Origin of the sequence: Mesorhizobium sp. M7A.F.Ca.US.006.01.1.1, from assembly GCF_003997935.1 — a bacterium.
Taxonomy (GTDB): domain Bacteria; phylum Pseudomonadota; class Alphaproteobacteria; order Rhizobiales; family Rhizobiaceae; genus Mesorhizobium.
This window is the reverse complement of the sequence record NZ_RZQL01000096.1, coordinates 1-24,203: the sequence shown is the minus strand read 5'-3', so window position 1 is coordinate 24,203 and position 24,203 is coordinate 1. Positions and strand designations below refer to the sequence as shown.

Below are 24,203 nucleotides of genomic sequence, written 5' to 3'. Positions count from 1 at the left end.
CTAAATCGGGACGGCGGCGAACGCCGGCTGAATGTCGCGGTGACGCGTGCGCGGCAGGAACTAATAGTATTTTCAGGTTTTACCGCCGACCAGATCGACCCCAACCGGACCAAGGCAATCGGCGTACAGCATCTCAAAACCTTCCTTGATTTTGCCGAGCGCGGCGCCGTGGCATTGCCAGCGCAGGAACGCGGATCGGTCGGGACCTTGGAATCCCCTTTCGAGGAGGCTGTAGCCGCCGAGCTTGAGAAGCGCGGATGGACCATCGTGCCACAAGTTGGCATTTCTGGCTTTCGAGTGGATATAGGGATTCGGCATCCCGATCTCGCCGGCGCCTATCTGGCGGGGGTCGAGTGTGACGGCGCGACCTATCACAGTTCTGCCACGGCGCGAGATCGAGACAAGGTCCGCGAGCAGGTCCTACGGGGCCTCGGGTGGAACATCGTCCGGGTATGGTCAACCGATTGGTGGTTTGATCTCGAAGGTTGCACCGAGAGGCTTCATGCCAGCCTAGCCGCACTGCTCGAGGAAAGCCGTCGCAAGCAAGCTGAACAACAGGAAAGTGAAGCGACGATCCAATGGGACATGGGACATAAGGTCGACCCCATAGACCCATTGCCAGCCGAAGAGTTTGCATCGATCGGCGAACCTGAAAACTTGTCGCTAATATCAGAGCCAGAACTTGTCGCCGCTCCCGTCGCGACGGTAGAGCACCCATCAGCACCTGGAGCAGTTTTGCCCGCTGCCGCGAATTCGATGCGTGATTCTGTACCGATGGGCGGCCTTTATCGCCTCACTAACCTATCAGCATTCACTATCAGCCCGGATCATTTTTACGACTTCGCCTACCGAGGCACTTTGCGGACCATGGTCGACGCGGTGATCGAACAGGAAGGCCCGCTGCGAGAAGACGTCCTTGCGCAGCGCATCGCACGGGCGCATGGCTGGCTCAGAACGGGCAACAAGATTCGGGAGCGGATCGATCTGCATCTGCGCGATTTCGATAGAACTGATGAGTCCAGCGGCAGCTTCCTATGGAAGAAGGGGACGGTGGTCGATCTGCTTGATTATCGCATGCCGTTTGACGCCCTTGCCCGCCGGTCCATTGCCGACATTCCAATCGCCGAGCTAGCCGCTGTCGTCGTCGCGAACAAAGACGTTCTGGAACAGTCGGATCCCGCTCTCGACCTTGCACGTATGCTCGGCGTCGAGCGACTTGCGGTGATATCACGCTCCCGGCTGGATGAGGCCATCGATCGCGCCCGGCGCTACCTGGCATCGACATAATCTCGGAGACGCCATGTTTCGTTTCATCCACAGCTCCGATCTTCATATCGGCAAGCGGTTCGGCAACATGCCGGAGGATCTACGCGGGCGGCTCCGTGAAGCGCGCCATAGCGCGATCAGCCGGCTGGCAGAACAGGCACGCGTCCATGGTGCATCCACCATATTTCTGGCCGGCGATACGTTCGACACCGAAACGCCTACACCAGCGATGTTGCGACAGGCCCTTGCCGAGATGAGCCAAAGCGCGCCCTTGCGCTGGATATTGCTCCCTGGCAACCACGATTCACTGTTAGCTGATCAATTGTGGAGCGCTGCGGGTAGCGTTGTGCCGGACAATGTCATACTGGCGATCCGACCCGAAATTCTGACCATTGGCGCGGACGTGGCGCTGCTGCCTGCACCTTGCACCACCCGCAGACCCGGTCGCGACCTTACCGAGTGGATGAGCAGCGCCGCGACGCCGCAAGGCGCCATCCGGCTCGGCCTTGCTCATGGCGCTATTCAGAACTTTTCCGAAGATTCAGCAGCGTCCGATGTCATTGCACCAGATCGCGCGACCAAGGCCGGCCTCGATTATCTGGCACTTGGCGACTGGCACGGGCCCGTCACCATCAATGCGCGCAGCCGCTACAGCGGTGCGCCCGAACCTGACCGTTTCAAGCATGATACACCCGGTCAGGCCCTTCTCGTTTCCATTGCTGGGCCTGGCGCCCTGCCCGAGATCGTAGCCGTCGAAACAGCCAGCTTTTCCTGGAAAACCGCTCCACTGCATTTGCTGTCTGGCGATGACAGCGCGGCGGCATTTGACGCGTTGCTACCACCGGCAGACTTGCGGCGTCAGACCTTGCTGCGAATTGTCGCGTCTGGCCGGGTACGGGTAAGCAGACGAACCGCCCTCGAAGCGGCGGTCGCGGCAGCCGCGCCCGACTACGCCTATCTGGAGCTGCAAGGGGACGGGCTCGCGACCGACTGCGAAAGCGGCGATTTGGATCGGATCGATCGCTCCGGTGCCCTTCGCGAGGCAGCGCAGGCACTGTTGGATGAAAGCACCGACGAAAGGCGGTCGACTGTCGAACGCGACATATCGCGAGAAGCACTGGTTCGGCTGTTCAGTTATTGCGAGGCGATGGGATCATGAAACTTACAGCCCTTCGGCTCCACAACGTCAAACGGTTCGCTGGGCAAGGCGTCGCTATCGAGAACATAGGCGACGGCGTCAACGTGCTTTGCGCAGTCAATGAATTCGGCAAATCAACCTTCTTCGAAGCACTCCATGCACTCTTTTTCCAGTCCCACACCGGGACGCCCGAAGGCGTAAGACTGCTGCGGCCCTATAGTGGGGGCAATCCGGTGGTGGAGGCCGACATCACCACTTCAGACGGACGATATCGGCTTACCAAGCAGTTTTATGGAGGAAAGCTGGCCAGCGTTATCGACCTCGATCGGGGGCGACTGTTGGCTCAAGCGGACGAGGCCGAAGCGTTTATCGGCAAACTAATCCACGGCGGAACCGCAGGACCGGCAGGATTGCTCTGGGTTCGCCAAGGGGTCACCGGCATCGAAAAGCGCAGCAAAAGCGAGGAGGATGGCGAAAAACGCGTACGCGAAAGCCTACTGTCCTCGGTTCAGGGGGAAGTTGAAGCCCTGACCGGCGGGCGACGCATGGCCGAAATCGCCGCCGCATGTGAAGAAGAACTCTATAGCCTGGTTACGTCAACGCTGCGTCCCAAGAGCGGCGGTCTCTATGCAGCGGCGCTCGATGAGCGTGACAAGCTGCTGAAAGAGGAACTGCGCCTCAGCGCCGAAGTTGCCGGTCTGCGCGATGCACTCGACAAGCGGCGCATGGCGTTGGCACGTCTGTCTGAGCTTGAAAACCCCGAAGAAGGCGCTATCCGGCGGGAGGGTATCTCGGCCGCCGAAGCCTCCGTCGAGGCCGCCAAGTCGCACAGCGAAGCCCTGAAAGCTGCTGAAGCGGAAGCTGCCCTGGCCGTAATTCACCACGACGCAGCCAAGCAGGCCCTCGGTAGTTTTCGGACCGCGCTCAAAAGAGCCGCGGATTTGCGCGAGCAGTCGACGATTGCGCAGCTTCGCCGCAGTGAGGTTCTCGATCGGCGCGCTTCTGCCATTGCCGAAAACGAACAAGCGATGGGCGAAGTTCAAGTAGCCGAACGGGAAGAGCTCGAAGCACGCGAATTGCTCGCGCGGCTGGATGCGACCCTCTTGGCGCGCGATGCGGCCGAACAACTGGCCAGCCTACACAACCGGTTAAAACAAGCCGAAGTCGCCAGAACCCAGATCGAAGACGGAGAGGCAGCGCTAGCTATGCTGACGGTGCCGGAACAGGCTGTCGAGCAACTCCAAGCGCTCGAAATCGACCTTGCCGGCCTTCGTGCAGCGCAACTGGGAACCCTGCCGACGCTACGCATGGAATACCGGGACGGCGCCGCCGATTTGGTGACCATCAATGCCAAGCCTTTGGCCCATGCAGAAGATCAAAGCTTTGCTGGCACCGTGCGCATAGATATTGCCGGCATCGGAGCTTTGACCCTGCGCTCAAATCGGCCCCAGCAAGCCAACCGGACAATCGAAGAAGCCGAAGCGAAGCACCACAGCCTGCTTGCGGCCCTTGGTGTCGACAGCCTCATGATGGCACGCCAGCGCTTGGTTGAAGCGCGCGACAGGGACGCCGAACTGGGCTTGGCGCGTCAGCGACTCGGCGATCTCGCGCCCAAGGGAATACAGCAATTGCACGAAGAGCTTGCCCGACTGAGTGCCCTCGCGGCCGGGGACCTCGAACTTAAGGTCGATTGGCAACAGATACGACAACATCATGCAGCAGCTCAGCAGCGTGTGACGACAACACGCAACAACGTGCGCGAGGCCCTGCCCCTGCGCAGCCATGCCGACGAGGCTGTCATGGCCGCGGAGACTGCTTACGTGACCATCCAGGCGGAACTGACCAGCCTCGACGTCATATTGGGACCTGAAGCAGCACGCGAGGAAAAGGAGCGCTTGCTGCTTACCGAAGCCAACGCACGGCAAACTCTGCGCGAAGCGGCCGAAATGCGCGCCGCGCCCCTGCGCGACGGCGCTCACGATCTCACCAGCGCCGAGGCCGTTCTGCGCCGTGCCCGCTCGGTTCAGGATGCCGCCACTCAGGAGGCAGGTCAGTTGCGTGTTACTCTTGCCGATCTCAATGGCCATATTCGCACTCGGTCCGACGACGCGGTGGAAGAAGCGTGGCGCGAGGCCAGGGAAAAATTGGAAGTCGCTGAAGAGCGAGTGGGACGCTTCGAAATCGAAAAGGCCGTTCTCGACCGGCTGCGCACAACGCTGGGTGCTGCACGCTCGGCGGCACGCGATCTATATCTTAAGCCGGTCATGTCCGAGCTGCGGCCGCTACTCAGACTGTTATTCGACGACATCTCCATAGTGTTCGATGAGAATACACTGTTGCCGCAGACCGTTCGTCGCAATGGTCAGGACGAGGATGTCGAGAGGTTGAGTGGCGGCATGCGAGAACAGCTTTCGGTTCTGACCCGGCTGGCCTTCGCCCGTCTGCTCGCCCGCGACGGGCGCCCCACACCGGTCATCCTGGATGACGCGTTGGTCTATTCCGATGACGATCGCATTGAGCGCATGTTCGACGCTTTGCATCGTCAATCACGCGATCAGCAGATTCTCGTTTTCTCCTGCCGCCAACGCGCGTTCGCAAAACTCGGCGGAAACATTTTGCAGATGAGCGACTGGCAACCGAGTCGGTCTTAAGTGGAGATGAGATGGCCCTGTCCGAAATTTGTATATATCTTTCGGACAGGCTGCTTGTTGATCGTCCGAAAAACCTCTACAATTTTCGGACATGAGCAGCGACTCACCCGATCTGAAGACAGCCATGCTTGACCGCATCCGTGACGACGCGCCGCGCAAGGTGTGGACGCCGAGTGATTTCGTGGATCTCGCATCGCGGGACGCCGTCGATAAGGCGTTGCAGCGGTTGACGAAGGCGCAAACCCTCAGGCGAATCGATCGAGGGCTCTATGATCAGCCTGGCTTCAACAAGCTCACCCAAAAAACCAACCCGCCCGATCCGCGCTCGGTCATCGACGCCGTTGGTCGACGCGACCAAACCCGGATGCTTGTCGATGGCATGACCGCAGCAAACGATCTGGGCCTGACCGACGCGGTCCCCGCAAAAATCGTGGTGCACACAGACGCCCGCCGTCGTGCGATCAAGCTCGGTAACGTCACGATCACCTTCCGTCCGACCGCGGCCAGCAAGCTGTTCTGGGCCGGGCGACCGGCGATGCGCGTCGTCCAGGCGCTTCACTGGCTCCGCGATCTCCTGGTCCGTGAAGGAGAGAGTGATCACGTCAAGCGCAAGCTCGCCAAACTCTTCGAGGATCCCGTTGCGGGCCCGCCGCTGAAAGCTGACATCACTGCGGGAATGACGGCGCTGCCAACCTGGATGTGGGTGTTTCTCAAGCCGCTTGTCGAAAACGGCGCTGGCGTTGGTCGTTGGCATGTCGGTGATGATGATCATGCTGGTGCCGATGCTGATCATGATCGTCAGCGACAACGAACGAGGGACGGCGACGACGATCACGCAGCCATCGGCCGACGGAAGCCGAAACCGCACTCTGCCGACAAGACACGAACCGCCAAGCGCGGCGCAACCCGGACCGCGAAGACATGAATGCGGCTTTCGACGAGGTCCTCGCGGCAGGGTCGGACACGATGTTAAGCGCCTTCGATACGACGGCGCTGCGCCTCGGCACGGCATCCCAGAATATCGAAAAGGACTTCTGGGTCTGCTGGACGCTGGATGCCTTGTTCAATGGACTGAAAGACGGGGGACCCCGCCTCCTTTTCAAGGGTGGAACCTCCTTGTCCAAAGGCTTCGGTCTGATCAACCGCTTCTCAGAGGATATCGACGTCACGGTGTTTCGGGACGACATTGGCGAACCGGCGACCATCGAGGAGCTTGACGCTCTGAGCGGTAAGAAACGCAAGGCGCGCCTCGATACGATCAAGGACGCCTGCCAAGCCTACATCAACGGCCCGCTGCGCGCTGAGTTGACTCTGATCCTGCAAGAAAGGCTCAAGGCCGCCGGCCTCGATACCGGGGCGGGACGGGTGGACGCCGACGATGCCGATCCCGACGGGCAGACGCTGCTGATCTGGTATCCAGCGGCGACGCCGCGATCGGATTATGTGCGAGCGGCGATCAAGATCGAGTCTGGCGCGAAATCCGCGCTCGATCCCAATAGCGAAGTGCCGATCAAACCCTATGTCGATGATGATCTGCCGGCGCTCGACCTGACCGTGCCGGCCGTGCGAACGGTCGACCCTGAGCGCACCTTCTGGGACAAGATCGTCATCCTCCATGGGTTGCAACGCTGGTTCGACAAGCGAGGAGAGCTGCGTGGGGGCGGCCAGCGCGTGTCTCGACACTATTATGATCTGCACCAACTCGCCGCGACGCCGGTGGGCGACGCCGCCATCGCTAACAGCGCGCTCGGCGCGGACTGCGTCGCGCATGCCCGGATGTTCTTCGATCGACCGGACTTCGATCTCGCGAGCGCCGTGCCTGGCTCGTTCGCGCTTGCACCGAATGACGCCATGATCGAACAGTTGCGCATCGATTACAGAGCCATGAAGGGGATGATCTTCGGCGATCCTCCGGAATTTGAGGCGGTGCTCGACAGCATCCGCTCGCTCGAGACGCGTCTGAACAAGAGGCGCGATATGGAAAGCGAGGCGGCGCGATGAACCAGTTTGAGGGACCTGCCGGTGCAGGGCAAGGGGCAGACGCGCAGCGCACGCGCCAAGCGACAGTAACACCGCTCCGCAAGCGGCGCCTGAGCGGCGAACTCTACAAGCGCGACCAGAGGGTAGAAGCGCTCATCGCCGAACTGGCGGCCCTGTCGCGTGACGAGTTGATCGCCAGGGCTGCAATAAGGAAGCGCTCCGACTCAGCTTACGTCCCCAGCGAATGTCTCGTCTATTTCATCCGCGCGAGCCGTCAGGATAACAACGAGATGTGGTTTGAGCGCCTCTATCGGATCCTGATTGAACGGGTAATGCGTAGTTTGTCCAGGGCGGAAAGCCCTGATGGCAAGACGGAATCGTTGACGCGCGGGGTCGTGCGCGACAAGGTGTTCGGCCGGTTCGTCGAGCTGCTGTCGGCGGATCGCGCCGCCTATGTCGACAAGGTCGACTACTTCGAGGTGCGTTTCGACGGCGCGCTGGCTAGCCTGCGGCGCGATGCTCAGGAGCAGGCCTGGCGCGACGAGAACCGTTCTCGACCGCTCGAATATGACGAGGAAAACGGTGAGCTGTCACCGGAGGTCGAGGCGGCTGCCGGGGTTCACGACCCGTTCGCCTTGTCGGATTTGGACGATCCGGCTTACCGGTTGCGCCTAGATGCGGCGATTGCGGCTCTACCGATAGAACAAAGCAGGATCATTCACATGCTGAGACAGGGCTTCCCCATCGACTCAAAGGAGCCGGACGTCATGACCATCGCCCAGGCCCTGGGCCGCTCCGAAAAAACCGTCCGAACCTATCGCGACAAAGCCTTCGCCACCCTGCGGGCGGCCATGGCCGATGGAGAAGATCGGTGAGCCCCGCAGGAGAACGTCCAACCCGCGAGTCTGTGCTCGACGCGTTCGCGGTCGAGAGCGAGCCTGGCCGGTCAACCTTGGAGCGCTATTTGCGGCTTTATCCGGAATATGCCCGAGAGCTCGTCGACCTGTCGCGCGAGCTTAGCCGCGAAGTCTACGATGATGACGCGCCGCTGGCCGCTGCCGATCAGGCCCTCCTCGACGCTGCCTGGTCGCAACACGCGGCGGCCATGCCGGCGCCGATGACCGACCCCTTCGCGGCGCTGACGGTCGCCGATTGGCGTGCCGTCGCCCAGCGTCTTGACGTGCCTCGGCAGGTCGTGACCGCGCTACGAGAGCGACGGATCTCCCTCGTCAGTATCCCGCGACGGTTTCTCGGGATGTTGGCCGAGGCGGTAAGCAGTTCGGTAACACAGTTGGAATTGTCCTGGGGCCCCGCGCAGCTGGCGGCCGGGCGGAGCTACAAGGCCGACGGCAAGCCGGCGATTGGCGGGCAGGTCACATTCGAGCAGGTGCTGATCGACGCAGGTATCTCGGTAGAGAAGCGCGCTCGGTTGTTGGCAGAGGCGGATTGATATGGACAGCGTGGAGCTGGCCAGGCAAGTCGCCGCAGAGCTTCATGCTCGCCTCGTTGCCTCCGGCACCGATCCTTGGTCGCCTTATGACTTTGCTGTCGCCGAGGCCAGGCGACGGGGGATTGATGTCGAACCGACGGCCGCTGGGGCAGCCGTCCTCAACGGCGGCCGTGCGACGTTCGTCGCCGCCGACGATCTGATCCTTCACGAGAGTGCCGGCTCGCCGTTCGAGCAAGCCTTCCTGGTCGCGCACGAGATTGGTCATGTCGAGCTCGGCGACGATCCCGGGGGCGAGCCGGTACCGACGTTTGATCCCAGCCGCGCCGCAGAGCCATCGCCGGTTGGAATGGATCGGGTGGTCGACTATGGCCGCAGGCAACGCCGTGAGGTCCAGATGGACCTGTTTGCACGCGAGCTGTTGCTCCCGCGCACCCTGGCGCGCGCATACCATATCGACGAAGGGCTCTCCGCGTCCGCCATTGCCGCGAAGCTCGGCGCGCCATTCGAGATGGTCGCGCAACAGCTGTTCGACGCCTTGCTGCTGCCGCTAGTGCCACCTGTGACGGCGGCGACGCATATCGAGCGGCCGCTGAATTCGCTTCAAGCCTCGGCGGCGGCTCATCGCGGCGAGGCGTATCTGCTTGAGGCGGGTCCTGGCACCGGCAAGACGCAGACGTTGATCGCTCGCGTCGAAGGCCTTCTGGAGGAGGGTGTCGATCCGCGGCGCCTCTTGCTTCTGACCTTCTCCAACAAGGCGGCGGGAGAGATGGCGGAGCGGATCGCCCGCAAGCGACCCGAGGCTGCCGCCGCGATGTGGATCGGCACGTTCCACGCATTCGGTCTCGATATCATCCGTCGTTTCCATGCAGAACTCGGCCTGCCGAAAGATCCGCGGATGATGGATCGGACCGAGGCGGCCGAGCTCCTCGAGGAGGAGTTCCCGCGCCTGAGGCTTACTCATTACCGCAATCTCTACGATCCGACCCAGATCATCGCCGACATGTTGGCCGCCGTTTCCCGGGCAAAAGACGAGGTGGCCGACGCCGAAGCCTACGCCGCACTCGCCGACGCAATGCTTGCGAAAGCCGGGGACTCCGATACGCGCGACGTCGCTGAACGCGCTGGCGAGGTAGCCCGCGTTTACGCCGCCTATGAACAGCTCAAGCGCAACGCACATTGCATCGACTTCGGCGACCTTGTCGCATTGCCGGTGCAACTGCTCGAGAAGGACGTCGCCATCTGTGCAACGCTACAAGCGCAATATGACCATGTCCTGGTGGATGAGTATCAGGACGTGAACCGCAGCAGCGTGCGGTTGCTGCATGCGTTGCGCCCAGATGGCCGAAATCTCTGGATGGTCGGTGACGCCAAGCAGTCGATCTACCGGTTTCGCGGCGCCTCTTCCTTCAACATGGCACGGTTCGGCAAAGAGGACTTCGCTAACGGCAAGCGCGGCCGATTGAAGCGCAACTATCGTTCGGTGCCAGAAATTGTCGAAAGCTTCTCCAGCTTCGCTACCACCATGTGCGCCGGAGATGCGGACAGCGGCCTTGAAGCGCATCGCGACGGCAAAGGTCAAAAGCCCGAACTGCGGACTGTGCAGCGGGCCGATCAGCAGCAAGTTGCTCTTGCCGACGCGATCGAGCAGCTTCGCGGTGAGGGCTTTGCGTACCGTGACCAGGCGGTCCTATGCACCGGCAATGAGAAGCTGTCGACGATCGGGCAGGATCTCGAACGGCTTGGTGTTCCCGTCTTGTTTCTGGGCAGCCTGTTCGAGCGGGCCGAGGTCAAGGATCTCCTGGCCTTGCTGTCCATTCTCGTCGATCGGCGTGCCATGGGCTTGCTGCGTATCGCGTGCTGGCCCGACTTCACAACTTCCTTCTCTGACGTGGCGGCGATCTTTGAGCACCTGCGGGCAGCCGACCACGCGCCGGGCGCCTGGCTCCAGCAGGTGGATGCGATCCCCGGCGTAAGCGACGCCGGCCGTCAGGCACTCTCCAGGCTTGCGATTGCGCTCGACGGCTTCGACCAGACAGCCTCGCCCTGGACCGTGCTCGCGACGCTATTGCTCGATCGTACCCGCATGGTCGCGCGCCTTGGCGCATCCGCAGAGCTCGCCGACCGTACGCGCGGCATCGCGATCTGGCAGTTTCTCAACTTCATGCGCGTCCAGCCGGCCGGCCGCGGCCTGCCGATCACGCGTGTGCTCGACCGGGTGCGCAGGCTTGTCCGTCTCGGCGACGATCGCGACCTGCGTCAGCTTCCGGCAGCCGCCCAGCATCTCGACGCCGTGCGGCTGATGACCATCCACGGTGCCAAGGGCCTGGAGTTCGGCGGTGTCCATATTCCGGGGCTCAACAGCGACACCATCCCGCGCACACCGCCGGTGCCGCCCTGTCCGGCGCCCGACGGCATGATCGCGGGGGCCGCAGGCAACGCGCTGGAGGCGTTCCACGCGGGCCAGACCGAGGAGCAGGAGTGCCTGTTCTATGTGGCGCAATCGCGCGCCCGCGATCGCCTGATCCTTTATGCACCGACCGAGAAGAGCAACGGCTACAATCGTGCGCTGTCGCCCTTCCTCGACCGTCTCGGAGCCACCCTGACGCGCGGCTCGGTCGTACCGGCGCGACCGCTTCCTATGGCGGCGGAAGCGCAGGGCATCGATTTGATCGTCGAGGGACGGCTGCAGTTCGGAGCTCCGCAAATCGCTCTGTATGAATCCTGCCCGCGCCGCTTTTTCTACACTCATGTCCTGCACGTCGGTGGGCGCCGGACCACTACGGCCTTTATGCACTTGCACGAGGCGGTTCGCTCGGTAGTCAAGGCGGTTATCGCGTCGGACTTGCCTGTGACCGAGCAGGAACTCACTGATCGGACCGATGCAGCGCTTGCCGGTGAGGGACTGGGGGAGCATGGCTACCGCGCTGAATTCCGCGATCTCGCATTGGCGATGCTGCGTTTCTTTCTGTCGGGCCGCGCAGGAGCGATCGCTGAGGCGCCTGTGGCGGTCAGTATCAACCTCGGCGGCGAAGAAATCCTCGTCGAGCCGGACGAGGTGCTGATGCGGCCTGACGGTATCCGCGCCGTGCGTCGCGTCCGCACGGGTCACATGCGATCGGCCGAGAGCAAGGATGTCGGCGCCGCGGCGCTGATCCTGGCGGTCAATCAGGCCTATCCCGGCGCTGTTGCCGAGCTCGTCCATCTCTCCGACGGCGAGGCATCCGAGCTTTCCCTTTCAGACCGCGAGTTGAAGGGACGCACGGACAAGCTTTCAAAGTTTCTTGGCGACATCCGCGCTGGACGGTTCCCGGCCGAAATCTCATCGCGCACCTGTCCGAACTGCCCGGCTTTCTTCATCTGCGGACCGACACCCGACGGACCCTTGCAAAAAAAGTTCGCCTGACCTTACCGGTCGGCGAAACTCAATCCGATTGGTCGCTTAGAGCCGTGGCCCCGCCCCGGCCCCAACCTAAGGACCAATCGCAATGAACACTGAAGAACTTCTCGACTACGACGACGTCGGTGACGCCCTGCGCGAAGGGCGGTCTCTGCGTCCGGCGCGGGGATATCGCTTCCTCCTCGCCCAGGGCGATCTCAACTTCCTGTCCCGTCAGGTGAGCGATCCCGTGCCGCTTGGCCGTCAGCTGCTCGAGGCCGGCGCCCTGGACCCTCAGGACGGCTACAGCCTCTTCGCTATCCTGCCCTCGGGCGACTTCGAGGATGTGCTGCTGAACGAACCCTTCGATCTGCGCGAGCACGGCGCCGAGCGGTTCGTCGCTTTCCTGACGGATCGCGACTTCAAGCTGACCTTGAACGACGACGAGCTGCGCTGGGGCAAGCCCGTTATCAGCGGCGAGGTGCTCTATAGCCTGGCCAAACCTGGCGAGGGCGAAGGCGTTTTCCTCGAAGTTCCCGGCGGCGAAGATCGCCAGATCGAACATGGGGAGCTGATCGATCTAGCCGAACCCGGCATCGAGCGCTTCATCACCGCGCCGAAGCGGCCGCCAACGTTCGAGATCATCGTCAATTCGCGGCCGCGCACGGTGAACGACGACACGGTCACGTTCGAGCAGATCGTCCATCTCGCCTTTCCGGGCCAGCACGAGCCCAACGTCGTGTTCTCGATGACCTACCGCCACGCGGCATCAACGCCGCACGCCGGTGAGCTCGGGGCTGGCGGCTCTGTCGATGTCAAGAAAAAGGGGACCGTGTTCAATGTCACACGCACTGTTCAGTCTTAACCCAGACCTCAAGCGGCTGAGGGACGAAGGCTACTTCGTCCAGCAGCGCGGTGGATATCTCGTCATGCGCGAGGTGCCCTATGTCGATGCACAGCGGCAGCTGCGCATTGGCACCCTGATCTCCAGCCTCACACTGGCCGGGGACCGGACGCGCAAGCCCGACACCCATGTTGCCCATTGGGATGGCGACTTCCCGTGTCACGCCGACGGGTCGCCCATCCAGGCCATCGCGCACCAAACCGGCGCCTTCGATCTCGGACATGGCCTGAAGGCGACGCATGCCTTCTCAAGCAAACCGGCCGAGGGCTACGCCGACTATCACCACAAGATGACCAGCTACGCCAACATCATCGCCGGTCCGGCCGCGGTGCTGAACCCCGGCATGACGGCTCGCACCATCCGTGAGCCTGAAGCAGAGGAAGACAGCGTCTTCAACTATGTCGAGACCGCCTCGGACCGTGTCGGGATCGGCGCCTTGGCCGAGCGGCTGGCCAGCGACCGGGTTGCCTTCATTGGCGTCGGCGGCACTGGCGGCTACATCCTGGATTTCGTCGCCAAGACGCCGGTTCGCGAGATCCGCCTCTTCGACAGCGACGAGTTCTTGACCCACAACGCGTTTCGGGCACCGGGCGCTCCGAGCCTGGACGAACTGCGACAAGCGCCAAAGAAAGTCGAATATCTGAAGGATATCTATAGCCGGATGCATCGCAATATCGTGGCGCATGACGTGGCGCTCGGGCCGGATAACCTGCACCTTCTCGACGGCGTTACCTTCGCGTTCCTGTCGCTCGATGCCAGCGATGCGAAGCGGCTGATCGTCGAGAAGCTCGAGGCGACCGGCGCTGTGTTCATCGATGTCGGCATGGGCCTTGAGCTCGACGAAGGATCACTGGGCGGCATCCTGCGGGTGACCGCCAGCACGCCTCAGAAGCGGGATCATGTGCCTCAGCGCATTTCATTCGCCGGTGGGGGCGAGGAAGACATCTATGCGTCCAACATTCAGGTTGCAGATCTCAATGCCCTCAATGCTGTCCTTGCCGTGGTGAAGTGGAAGAAAATCCGCGGCTTCTACCGAGACCTCGAGCGCGAGCATAACTGCACTTACACCACCGACGGCAACATGCTGATCAATGGGGACCTCACGTGATACGCCACAAGCGACTCGAGCATCGTTTCGTCGACCACATTCCCGAGCGCCTTGGGACAGGCGTGCTGTACGTGTCGATGGAATATGCGACATCGGCCCACAGCTGCTGCTGCGGTTGCGGCGAGGAAGTTGTCACGCCGTTCACGCCCACGGACTGGAAGATGACGTTCGACGGTGAGACCATTTCGCTTTATCCGTCGATCGGCAACTGGACGTTGCCGTGCCGGTCGCACTATGTGATCGACCGCGGCAAGGTGGTCGAAGCCGGCCCCTGGAGCGACGAGCAAGTGGACGCCGAGCGTCGGCGTGATCGCGCCGCCAAAGCTCATTTCTATGGGCAACCGCCCATGGCCGAATCTCCCGCTCAACCCGTTCCGCCCAAGGTGGCACCAGGCTTCTGGCAGCGCCTTTGGAACCGGATATCCAGTCGATTCTAACGATAAACTTGTGGATTACATTCCATCAGAGCATCTCGCCCGGAATTCTAGTGTTTGCCTGCTATAGATAGCTTTCATGAACGGGTTTGACAGACTTCTCACAAAATAGCCCGTCAGAAAATATCGCAACGTAACAGTCACGCGCGAGGCGGCGCCGGCCCTGGGCCGGTGCCCGAATGAGAACTGACCTCGAAAGGAGGCGACCCCCCAATGGCCATCTCGGGCCGATCCACCCTCGTCGTTCACGGCCGCCTCGCCATGCGGGAAGGCCGCCTGGCGGCGGCGCGCGACCGCCGACATGGCCTGCAGGTCATGTCATTCGAGCAGGCGGCGGTGCGGCTCGCCGGAGGTTTCGTCCGGCCGATTGATGATGAAAGCCTAAGCGCCGCGATCCAGGCCGTCTTGCCGGCAACGCCAATGGGCGAACTGGAGAGCATCAAATCGCTGCCCGGCATGATCGACGCAGCTGCGGGTACCCTGCACAAGGCGTGGCGCGCGGGCATGGACCTAGCTGCGCGAGCGGTCGATCATCCGCGCCTGGAGGCCATCGCACGCCTGGAAGCTGCGGTCCTCGACCAGCTTCCCGCCGGCATGATGCGCCCTGTCGACATCGTCGACGCGGCGACCGGCCGTGTCGGCCATGCGCCGGCTATCATCGGTCCGATGGAAATCATCGGCCTGACCGAACTCTCGCCCTGCTGGAGGCCGTTGCTCCGAGCCCTCACCGCGCAGATCCCGGTGCAGTGGACGGCCGGCCCTAGGAGCGCCCCCGCGTGGCTGGAAGGCACCGGCGTTGCCGTTTCACGCGCGCCGGCGCAAACGCCGGAGATCAGTGCTGTGAGCGCGGCGACGGCTTATCACGAGGCCATCGAAGCGATGCGCCGCGCCCGGCGCCTGCTCGCCTCTGGCGTGTCGCCATCCGAGATCGCCATCGCGACCACGTCTCCCGCCGAGTATGACGATCATTTCCTGGCCCTGCGCGCCGACGCCAATATCGACCTGCATTTCGTCCACGGCGTCGGAACCGTGACCACCCGCGAGGGGCAGGCGGCTGCGGCGCTGGCCGACATCGTCGTTCGCGGATTGTCGCAGTCGCGCCTACGGCGCCTCGCGGCACTGTGCCGGGACACGGGCCCTTTCGAGGTGCTGCCCGAAGGCTGGCTGCGCGTCCTGCCGGCAGATGCCCCGCTCTCGACGACCGGCGCCTGGAACCGCTTGCTGGCCCGGCTGACGCCGGAAGACTGGCCCGGCGGCACGGACCATGCCGCGGCGCTGCGCACAGCGGTCGAGACGTTGGCAAAAGGACCGGACGCCGCCAGCGAGATCGGTGACGTCTTCCTCAAGGGCCGCGCGCTCGCAATATGGCGCAAGGCGTTGCTCGCCGGCCCCGCCGCCTCGATCGACGCGACACTGCGGACATTGAAACGGGAGGACGGACTGGAAGCGTGCGTTTCTGTCGCCTGGATGCCGGCCAGTGCGCTCGCGGCGTCGCCCCGCCGCTTCATTCGGCTCCTCGGGCTCAATTCCTCGCGCTGGCCGCGAGGGCTTGCCGAGGACCGGCTGATCCCGGACCACATCATCCCGACCTCCGTGCTCGATCCGCTTCCAGTGAATCTCGCCGACCGCCGCGACTTCGAGACGATCCTCGCCACGACGGCTGCTGAAGTCGTCCTCTCTCGTGCCCGGCGCGACAGCGACGGGCGCCTCCTGGGACGCAGCCCGCTGCTCGCTGGACATGGCGATGAAACCTACCTTCGCCGCAACGCGACGCCGGTTCATGCCTTCAGTGAGACCGACCGCCTCATGGCCCGGCCTCAGGAGTTCGCCGCCGATCCGCAGTCTATCGGCGCACAAGGCTGCTGGCGCGACTGGCGGCAGTCGCAGATCACCCCCCATGACGGGCTCGTGCGCGCGGACCATCCGCTGGTGCTCGCCATCCTTGGTCGCACCCAGTCGGCCAGCTCGCTTCGCCGCCTGCTGCGCAATCCTCTCAGCTTCGTGTGGGTCTATGCGTTCGGATGGCGCGAACCGCACAACACCGCCGAACCGCTCGTGCTCGACGCGCTCGGGACCGGTGATCTTGTCCACATGGTTCTCGACCGTGCGCTGAGGGACCTCGAAGCCGGAGACGGACTCGCATCCGCCGGCGCGGAGACCGTTGAAGCGGCGGTGGCCCGTGCCGCGCAAGCGGTCGCCGCCGATTGGGAAAGCGAGCGTCCGCTTCCTCCCGCCGTCATCTGGGGCCGCAGTCTCGAGGATGCCCGCGTGATGGCTGGCCGCGCCCTGTCCTATGGCGACGATGTCTTGCCCGGCGCGCGCGCTTATGGGGAAGTCCCCTTCGGCGGCTCGGCACCAAAATCCGACGCAAAGACGCCGTGGGATGCGAGCGCGCCCGTCACGATCCCCGACACCGGCTTCAACATCGCCGGCTATATCGACCGGCTCGACATCTCGGGCGACGGTAAGCGCGCGCTTGTCCGCGATTACAAGACCGGCCGCCCGCCGCGGGGTGACATCCGGCTCAACGGCGGTCGCGAGCTTCAGCGCTGCCTCTACGCGTTCGCCGTAAAGGCGCTCCTCGGCGACGACGTCGCCATCAGCGCCTCGCTGCTCTACCCGCGCGAGCCCGTCGATCTGCAGCTCGACGATCCCGAGGCCGTGCTCGCGGAGATTACGGGCTATCTCAGCGCGGCAAGGACCAGTCTTGCTGGAGGTGCGGCCCTGCAAGGCCCCGACACCGGGGGCGATTATGACGACCTCGCCTTCGCCTTACCGGCCAATGCCAGCGCCACCTATTACAAACGCAAGATGGCCGCCGCGACAGAACGGCTTGGCGAAGTCGCTCAGGTCTGGGAGGTGGAATAATGAGCAAGTTGTCCAAGAAGCTGAAGGATGACGGGGCGCGCCGCGATGCGATCAGCCTTCATGATCGTTCGATCCTGGTCGAGGCCGGCGCGGGTTCGGGCAAGACAGCCGTCATGGCCGGCCGCATCGCCGCCATGCTCGCAGAGGGCGTCTCGCCGCGTTCCATCGCCGCCGTCACCTTCACCGAACTCGCCGCGAGTGAGCTGCTGTCGCGTGTCCGTGAGTTCGTCGCCGACCTCTCGGCTGGCAAGATCGCGACAGAACTGCGCGTGGCGCTGCCCGATGGGCTGACCCAGGCCCATCGCGACAATCTCGCTGCAGCCAGCGCCGCGATCGACGAAATCACCTGTGCCACCATCCACGGCTTCTGCCAGCGCCTGATCAAGCCCTATCCAGCGGAGGCCGACATCGATCCCGGCGCCAGCGTCATGGATCGCAACCAGGCCGATCTCACCTTCCTCGAAATTGTCGACGGTTGGCTGCGCGAGAGCCTGTCCGGCAGCCAGGGCGGCGTTCTTGCCGAGATGGTGTTGCACAGCCCCGGTGAAACCGTGGCGCTCCTCCACATGATTGCCGAGAATCTGCGCCGCCGCCGCACGCTCATGGCTCCGCCCGTCTCGCCGCTTGACGACCATCTGCAGGCGTTCCGGCGGGCCGCGGCGGATTTCGCGGGTTTCATGGGCGCCACGGCGGCGGACGAGCCGGAAACGGTGGTGATCGTCGAGCGGCTGACCGAGATGGCAACCGCCTTGGCGAACGGTTCCGATCCCGCAACGCCCACGGGCCTCGTCCGGCTCCTGACCTCGCGTCCACACCCGGACCTATGCACCAAGGCTGGTGCCTTCGCCTCCTACCGCAAGAAGGGCAAATGGCTCTCCGCGGCAAGACAGGCTGGTCTCTCCAAGGCCGACGGCGACCGGCTGAACAACGCCTCCGACGCCCATTACACCGGATGCTGCGACGCCTGGGTTTCGCTTCTCCAGGCTGCGGCAGGTCAGGGTCTGAAGGCGCTGATCGAAGAAGCGCGTCCGATCCTGCATCGCTATCGCGACCACAAGCGTGCAAGCGCCCAACTCGACTTTGACGATCTGATTTTCGCCGCGCGCGATTTGCTGCGCGATCATGACGCCGTACGCCGCGCACTGGGCCAGCGTTTCGCCCATGTGCTAGTCGATGAGTTCCAGGACACCGATCCACTGCAAACCGAGATCTTCTGGCGGCTGTGCGGCGAGCCCGATCGCGATGACGACTGGACGCGGTTCCGAATCCGGCCGGGAGCGCTCTTCCTGGTCGGCGACCCCAAACAGGCGATCTATCGCTTCCGGGGCGCCGATGTTGGTGCTTATGTGCAGGCACGCAACGCCTTCCGCGCCCAGGACCCCGACAGCCTCCTGTCGATCTCTACCAATTTCCGCTCCTGCGCCTCGATCCTCACCTTCGTTAACGAGCGCTTCGAGGCCGTGCTCTCGGCTGAGGGGCAGCCAGGCTTCTCCGCCCTAGACCCGTTCCACGACGATCGCGACGGCCTGTGCGTGGCGGCCCTCGACATCGCGGTCGCCGACGAAAACGGCAAGGCCAGCGCCGAGCAGCAGCGTGATGCGGAGGCCGATGCCATCGCCGATCTGTGCGCCCGGCTGATCGACAACTACCCCATCATCGACAGGCGCAGTGGAGCGGAACGCCCTTGCCAGCCGGGCGAAATCGCCTTGCTGGCGCCGACCGGCGCGGAGCTGTGGCGCTATGAGGAAGCCTTGGAACGCCGCGGCATTCCGGTGGCGACCCAGGCCGGCAAGGGACTGTTCCGTCGCCAGGAAATTCAGGACCTGATCGCAATGACGCGCGTCCTCGCCGATCGTCGCGACACACTCGCGCTCGGCGCCCTGCTGCGCGGGCCCTTGGTCGGCCTCACGGAAGAAGAGCTGCTGGATGTCATCTGGGGACTGCCGCGCTCCGAGGAGGAACCTGCTCGGATCCCGCGCCTCGACCTTGGCGTCGACCCTGCTGCCATCGGGCACCCACTCGCACGCGAGATCATCGAGAGACTGCAATCACTCTACCGGCGCGGCAACAGCACGACGCCGCACGAGTTGCTCTCTCAGGCCGTGGATGTGATGCGCGTACGCCCACTCCTCCTTGAGCGCCATCGTGGTCAGGCCGAGCGCGCGCTTGCCAATGTCGATCTCTATCTCAGCCTGTCGACCGGCTACGCTGTGCGCGGCCTCCGCGCCTTCGCCGAGGCGATGACGGCAGCTTGGGCCGACGAGGCGCGCGCCGTCGAGGGCCGGCCCGACGCACAGGAAGAAGCCATCGCGCTCTTCACCATGCACGCGGCCAAGGGGCTCGAATGGCCGATCGTCATTCCGGTCAACACCATGACCGGCGTTATGGCGCCCGACAGCGCGATCACCGACCGACAGACGGACACCTTCTATTGCCCTGTCCTGGGCGTGGCGCCGGACGGTTACGAAGCCGCGCATCAGACTGAGAAAGACGAGCTGGATCGGGAGCGCATACGGCTCTGGTACGTGGCCGCCACGCGCGCGCGCGAACTTCTCATCCTGCCCCGGCTCGACACAACGCCGTCGAAGTCCGCCTGGATCGGTCTCGTCGATCTGTCGCTGGCCGAACTCCCCGGCCTGGACCTCTCGCATTTGCCCGCCGACGTCGCGTCGGCTGGCACTGGAGCGGCCAATACCCAGACTCGCGCGATCTTCGCCACGGAAGCCGAAGCCATTGCCGCGCGGCAGGCGCGACTGATCTGGCTTGCGCCCAGCCGCGATGAGAACGCCGCCGGAGCCTTGCTGCAGGAAAACGACTCCAGGATCTGGACCGGATCGGCTGATGGCCAGCCACCCGAACTGGAAGCCGTTGTTCTGGTTCAGGGAGGCCGCGAACGCGGACTGATCCTACACAAGCTCATGGAAGAGGTGCTAACCGGCGAAACCCATGAGGCCGAGGCCGCCCTTGCCGAACGGGCCGCCGAACTCATCCGTGCCCTCGGCCGGACTTCGGTCGCCGATCCGGTTACGGGACTATCGGCGGAAGAGCTGGCGGGCTGTGTTGTCCGGACCCTGGCACTACCCGCCATCGTGGTCTTACGACCGGATCTTTTCGCCGAATTTCCCGTCTATGCCGCGTATGCGGCCGACGGGGCGGAAACGGCAACGGCCGGGATCGCAGACGCCCTAACTCTGACGTCTGAAGGCCGTCCCGCCGTCGTCGTGGATTGGAAGAGCGATGTGGCGCCCGCCCCTCAGACACTCGACCACTACCGCGCGCAGGTTCGGGCCTATCTCGACATGACCGGAGCCGAGCGCGGTCTGATCGTGCTAATGACCACAGGTGCGGTGATCGGTGTCGGGCCGACAGCCCAGCCGATGGCGGCTTGATCGGAGGAACTGTGCATGCTGTCAACGTCTAGCGACGGTCGACGCATTGATGGGCTTGCCGCCGCTATCGAAGGGATTGGAAAGGACGCGTCGATCTTCGAGAAACACGAGGACGCGGCGTACGATTTCTGTCTCTGAGGGGCTGGGGTCCGACCAAGACACGCCGAAGACAGGTGTACTGATGCCGGTTACCCGGCGTGCGGTCTCGGCAGTGACCTTGCTGCTCTTGCGGAAGAAATTGCGCATACCTCCTCCTAGCCGACCCTAAGTCTGGCCTGCTTCAAATGAGGTTGGTGCTCGGTCGGCCGAAGCGAATGAGCAGCCATCGCGGCAATGAAAACCTCGGGCGTTTTCAGGTAGCGCTCCAGCTTGTTCTCCCTCATGAGCACTACGAACAGAGCGCACGTTTTCGCCTGACAATTGACCGACTTGGTAGGGTTGAACTCTATGTCAGTGAAACCGGCATACTGCATTTCGCCATCCACTCGATTTTTGAGCCATACACGGTGAGGAAAGATGGCATTGAGATAAAGCCAATCGTAGAACACGGTCGTGGGTTCTAGCGGGAACTCTAAGCCGTCGAATTTGAAGCCCACCAGTGCGCCGGAATCGCGGAGTCGTGGCTCGCGCTTCGCATCGCGCGGTTCAACCTCGTACAGATCGGTGTACGGCCCGCCGCGCTCGAATACCTTACTTCCCTGAAAGGCGTTCTCCAGCGGTATCTCGCCGATGCTGGTCATCACGCGCAGGTGAAACGCGCTAAGATGCCGACCGGCGACTTCATCAGACTTGCTAGAGACTTCTAGCAGCGGCACATATCCGGCTTTCTTGGCGGCCTCATGCAGCGACCGGATATTCTTCTTCTTCTGAACTTCAGCGAAGCCACCGGCCCACGGAATTTCGAAATCCAATCGCCTGACGTAACCTTCGTCCTCAGTCGCAGGGATAAAAACGGGTCTCTCAGCCATTCTAAATGTTCCTTATTAAGCCGAGCGGGATGACATGGGGAACCAACACCTCGTATTTCTCCGCTTGCGTGAGACGCGCCTTTATCGCCGGGTCCTTCCAGTCCGTTCGGGTGTAAAGTATCCCAAAATCGATTAGCGGTTCAGCCTCTCCGATAGCAACCGATTCGACGCCAGCTTTGTTCGCGACATCGTTGGTGAAACGAACACCCATGAACTGCATCACCGAGGGGTGTATTTGCAGAAAGATCGTGTCCGTGATCCTCCCATCCTGCCGAGCAACGTACTCCATCGGATGGGTGCTACGAAAGCAAAGGTGGACGTAGTTGCCCATTCCCTTCAACGCGTCGGCGTCCCGACTCCATTCATTGCCGCCCGGTGCCGGAACCTTGACCTTCTTCTGGTCAAGCTGCGCGAGTGGATAGAGTCCTCCCATTTCTTTAATCAGCGGCAGGTTCCTCCGATCAGTGAAGTGATAGAGCAGCGGCACCTTCTCAAGAGTATCAATTGCCATGTTCCCCTCCGCCCACACCGGTGGAATCTTACGGCAGTCATCGCCCGAAGGCCATCATCCGAGCCAAGGTGTTCAGATTGGCGACGTTCCTCAATTGTTCTATACGAGGAAAATTGAATTCTACATCGCCAACTATGGTTCGAAATCGACGTGCACGGCAGCTCCATAACGATCACCATCCCAGACATCGAAAGCATGACCGACGACGAGTTGGAACAGCTTGCGCGAATGCGAGACGGCCGATGGAGCGCGCAGACCAAAGCGCTTATGCGCAGGTTCAACACCGATAAGCTCAATCTCAATCGGGCATGGGCTGGCACCTGGCAGGGCTGGACATGCCCATGCTGCCAGAGGGCAAAGCCGCAGATTGCGAGACTCACGACATCCGGCGTCCTGCTATGTCAACTTGAATTGCACCACGACCACCTAGGCGATAAGGCCGGGAAGCTATTCGAGGAAATCAACCAGAAGTCGGAGGATCGCGAGTTCAACATCCAAGTGTCGCATGCCAAGTACGGCATGCTCCAGTTCGTGGAACGCTTCGAACGAACGCTCATCTGTATCGACTGCAATCTGGCAGAGGGAAGTGCTAAGGCGGCACTCGACAGCGCCGTGGATTGGGACTTCACTTTCTCCCCAAAAGAAATCACCGGGTTTATTCGCGCCACCGACAACGGTGTCCATACAGTCGATTTTGAGGCCGCACGCACGACGTGGGAGCGGGTGAAGCCAGACATCGCGGATCGCCTCGATTTTGCTGAGCGGATGGCAATACGGTTCGCCAAGGGGAAGAACCGTCGCGAAGTGGCCATTGGGGTGCGGGCCGATTTCTGGATCGATGACCGGGCGCTGGTATGGGCGCAGGTTACAGACGCGTTGCCGCACCTAGACCGTAGCAGCATCGGCATGAAAGTACTTGCCCGATCGGTTGCACGGGACGCCGTTGGCAAATCAGCGAAACGGAAGGTGAAGCCTGCCGGCAAGCCGCCCAGCGATGCTGAGTTCGCCGATGTAGGGAGCCAGAACGGCGAACAAAAGCATTGGAATGCTGTAAGCGAGGAGTGGACGTGCGGGTGCTGTAAGCGCTCCAAGCGGGAGATATGCAGGAAGTCGAACAAGGGAAAATGGACGGCGCGCATCCACATCATCCGGGATTGGATCGCGGAGGAGGATGTCAGCAACCTCTACTGGCGCGGTGGCGACATGACGGGTGGAATGGTAATCGGCTCCCATGTCACTGTGCTCATCTGCCAAGACTGCCGGCATATCATTTCTGAGGTCCAGCGTCGTGATGGCACGCTTGAGGAGTCGAGCTTGACGCTCGGAGAGGTAGAGGCTGCTATCGTCGCAATTGCCCCTAATCAGATGCACGATGTCGACTATGAGTGGGCAATCGAGACGGCGCGGAACAACCGCGATCTTGTTGCAGCCGTGGACGAGTATCACGGGCACGCACGCGATGCCCTTGCAAAGTTGGCTCGTGCCAAATGGCTCATGAAAGCCGTTCCATGTTCTTTTGAGAAGGCCCGCTGCTTCATGGGTTACGAGCACGCAAAGGCGGAAGACGTCGATCTAGAGGAAGGCGACGCCTACATGAATTGGCTGCTGGGTGAAGGCCTCAGATTTGAGAGCAATGCAGTAGGATAATCCTGTTGCCGCTGCGGGGGCGCGATTGCCCCCGGACGCCACGATGACGACGTCGAGCTCGCGTGCCGAATGCCGCCTAAGGGTGGGTTGGAAGGATCCTCATTCAGGCACCTCGGAACGGACATCGAGATCACAGCCTTCGATTTCATCGTCCTCCTCGAGCACCCCGCCTATCGCAATTGGAATGTCGCCAGCCAGAAGCCTTTCCTTGCTCAGCAGGCCGGCATCCTCGAGCGCCTCGAAATCCGGCAGGTCGCGCAGCGTGTCGAGCCCGAACTCCAGCAGGAATTCTTTCGTCGTCACATAGGTGTAGGGCGCGCCCGGCGTTGGGCTGCGCGGACCGGAAGCGATCAGGCCGGCACCGCGCAGATGACCAATAAAATCGCGACTGATCTCCTTGCCGAAGAAAGACGACAGTTCGGCGCGGGTGATCGGCTGGAAGTAGCCGATGCACATCAGCACCAAAACCTCCGACTGCGTAAGGTCAGCCGTCTTCCCACTTCCACCTACAGC

Annotated in this window: 18 protein-coding genes; 14 read left to right on the top strand and 4 right to left on the bottom strand. The window is 62.6% G+C overall.

The genetic code is table 11. From position 1 onward, the window contains the following. The 13 genes from EN943_RS18035 to EN943_RS17975 form a co-directional block, all read left to right on the top strand. Positions 1-1,287 (top strand): DUF3320 domain-containing protein (locus EN943_RS18035; RefSeq protein ID WP_127413962.1); only part of this gene is annotated, 1,287 nt, incomplete at its 5' end. Positions 1,288-1,300: 13 nt separating this feature from the next. Beyond that, positions 1,301-2,425, top strand: a complete 1,125-nt coding sequence (locus EN943_RS18030; protein WP_127413960.1) for a DNA repair exonuclease — start codon at positions 1,301-1,303, stop codon at positions 2,423-2,425. After that, positions 2,422-5,055, top strand: a complete 2,634-nt coding sequence (locus EN943_RS18025) for an AAA family ATPase (protein ID WP_127413958.1) — start codon at positions 2,422-2,424, stop codon at positions 5,053-5,055. Before EN943_RS18030 ends, EN943_RS18025 begins: the two co-directional genes overlap by 4 nt. A gap of 124 nt (positions 5,056-5,179) precedes the next feature. Beyond that, positions 5,180-5,980, top strand: coding sequence for a DUF6088 family protein (locus EN943_RS18020; RefSeq protein WP_245475892.1), 801 nt, complete (start codon positions 5,180-5,182; stop codon positions 5,978-5,980). After that, positions 5,977-7,056: a nucleotidyl transferase AbiEii/AbiGii toxin family protein gene (locus tag EN943_RS18015; protein WP_127413955.1), complete on the top strand. Its 1,080-nt coding sequence runs from the start codon at positions 5,977-5,979 to the stop codon at positions 7,054-7,056. Before EN943_RS18020 ends, EN943_RS18015 begins: the two co-directional genes overlap by 4 nt. After that, positions 7,053-7,910, top strand: coding sequence for a DNA-binding response regulator (locus tag EN943_RS18010; protein WP_127413953.1), 858 nt, complete (start codon positions 7,053-7,055; stop codon positions 7,908-7,910). Before EN943_RS18015 ends, EN943_RS18010 begins: the two co-directional genes overlap by 4 nt. Continuing rightward, positions 7,907-8,485, top strand: coding sequence for a hypothetical protein (locus tag EN943_RS18005; RefSeq protein ID WP_127413951.1), 579 nt, complete (start codon positions 7,907-7,909; stop codon positions 8,483-8,485). The genes EN943_RS18010 and EN943_RS18005 overlap by 4 nt, the downstream gene beginning before the upstream one ends. Position 8,486: 1 nt before the next feature. Beyond that, positions 8,487-11,888, top strand: a complete 3,402-nt coding sequence (locus tag EN943_RS18000; RefSeq protein ID WP_127413949.1) for a UvrD-helicase domain-containing protein — start codon at positions 8,487-8,489, stop codon at positions 11,886-11,888. An 82-nt stretch (positions 11,889-11,970) separates the two neighbouring features. Further along, complete coding sequence (locus EN943_RS17995; protein ID WP_127413947.1) at positions 11,971-12,726, top strand: multiubiquitin domain-containing protein; 756 nt, start codon at positions 11,971-11,973, stop codon at positions 12,724-12,726. Continuing rightward, positions 12,701-13,873 carry a ThiF family adenylyltransferase gene (locus EN943_RS17990; RefSeq protein ID WP_127413945.1) on the top strand — a complete coding sequence of 391 codons (1,173 nt, stop codon included), beginning with the start codon at positions 12,701-12,703 and terminating at the stop codon, positions 13,871-13,873. Before EN943_RS17995 ends, EN943_RS17990 begins: the two co-directional genes overlap by 26 nt. Next, positions 13,870-14,310 (top strand): DUF6527 family protein, encoded by a 441-nt coding sequence (locus tag EN943_RS17985; protein WP_127413943.1) that lies wholly within the window; start codon positions 13,870-13,872, stop codon positions 14,308-14,310. Before EN943_RS17990 ends, EN943_RS17985 begins: the two co-directional genes overlap by 4 nt. A gap of 210 nt (positions 14,311-14,520) precedes the next feature. After that, positions 14,521-17,175, top strand: a complete 2,655-nt coding sequence (locus EN943_RS17980; protein ID WP_127413941.1) for a PD-(D/E)XK nuclease family protein — start codon at positions 14,521-14,523, stop codon at positions 17,173-17,175. Then, positions 17,175-20,564 carry a UvrD-helicase domain-containing protein gene (locus EN943_RS17975; RefSeq protein WP_127413939.1) on the top strand — a complete coding sequence of 1,130 codons (3,390 nt, stop codon included), beginning with the start codon at positions 17,175-17,177 and terminating at the stop codon, positions 20,562-20,564. Before EN943_RS17980 ends, EN943_RS17975 begins: the two co-directional genes overlap by 1 nt. Before the next feature lie 21 nt (positions 20,565-20,585). Here EN943_RS17975 and EN943_RS17970 read toward each other — a convergent pair whose 3' ends face one another. From EN943_RS17970 to EN943_RS17960, 3 genes are read right to left on the bottom strand one after another with little or no spacing between them, the layout of a single operon-like run. Then, the gene (locus EN943_RS17970; RefSeq protein WP_127413937.1) at positions 20,586-20,810 is read right to left on the bottom strand and encodes a DUF6650 family protein; all 225 of its coding nucleotides are present in this window, start codon (positions 20,808-20,810) and stop codon (positions 20,586-20,588) included. Between the two features lie 8 nt (positions 20,811-20,818). Continuing rightward, entirely contained in the window at positions 20,819-21,532 is a 714-nt protein-coding gene (locus EN943_RS17965) for a hypothetical protein (RefSeq protein ID WP_127413935.1), read from the bottom strand. A 1-nt stretch (position 21,533) separates the two neighbouring features. After that, complete coding sequence (locus EN943_RS17960) at positions 21,534-22,043, bottom strand: DarT ssDNA thymidine ADP-ribosyltransferase family protein (protein ID WP_127413933.1); 510 nt, start codon at positions 22,041-22,043, stop codon at positions 21,534-21,536. Between the two features lie 195 nt (positions 22,044-22,238). Between EN943_RS17960 and EN943_RS17955 the strand changes: the two genes are divergently transcribed. Continuing rightward, the gene (locus EN943_RS17955; RefSeq protein WP_127413931.1) at positions 22,239-23,690 is read left to right on the top strand and encodes a hypothetical protein; all 1,452 of its coding nucleotides are present in this window, start codon (positions 22,239-22,241) and stop codon (positions 23,688-23,690) included. Between the two features lie 99 nt (positions 23,691-23,789). On the opposite strand, the gene EN943_RS17950 is transcribed toward EN943_RS17955, so the two are convergent. Beyond that, a partial coding sequence (locus EN943_RS17950) for an SMC-Scp complex subunit ScpB (RefSeq protein ID WP_164778244.1) occupies positions 23,790-24,203 on the bottom strand: 414 nt, incomplete at its 5' end.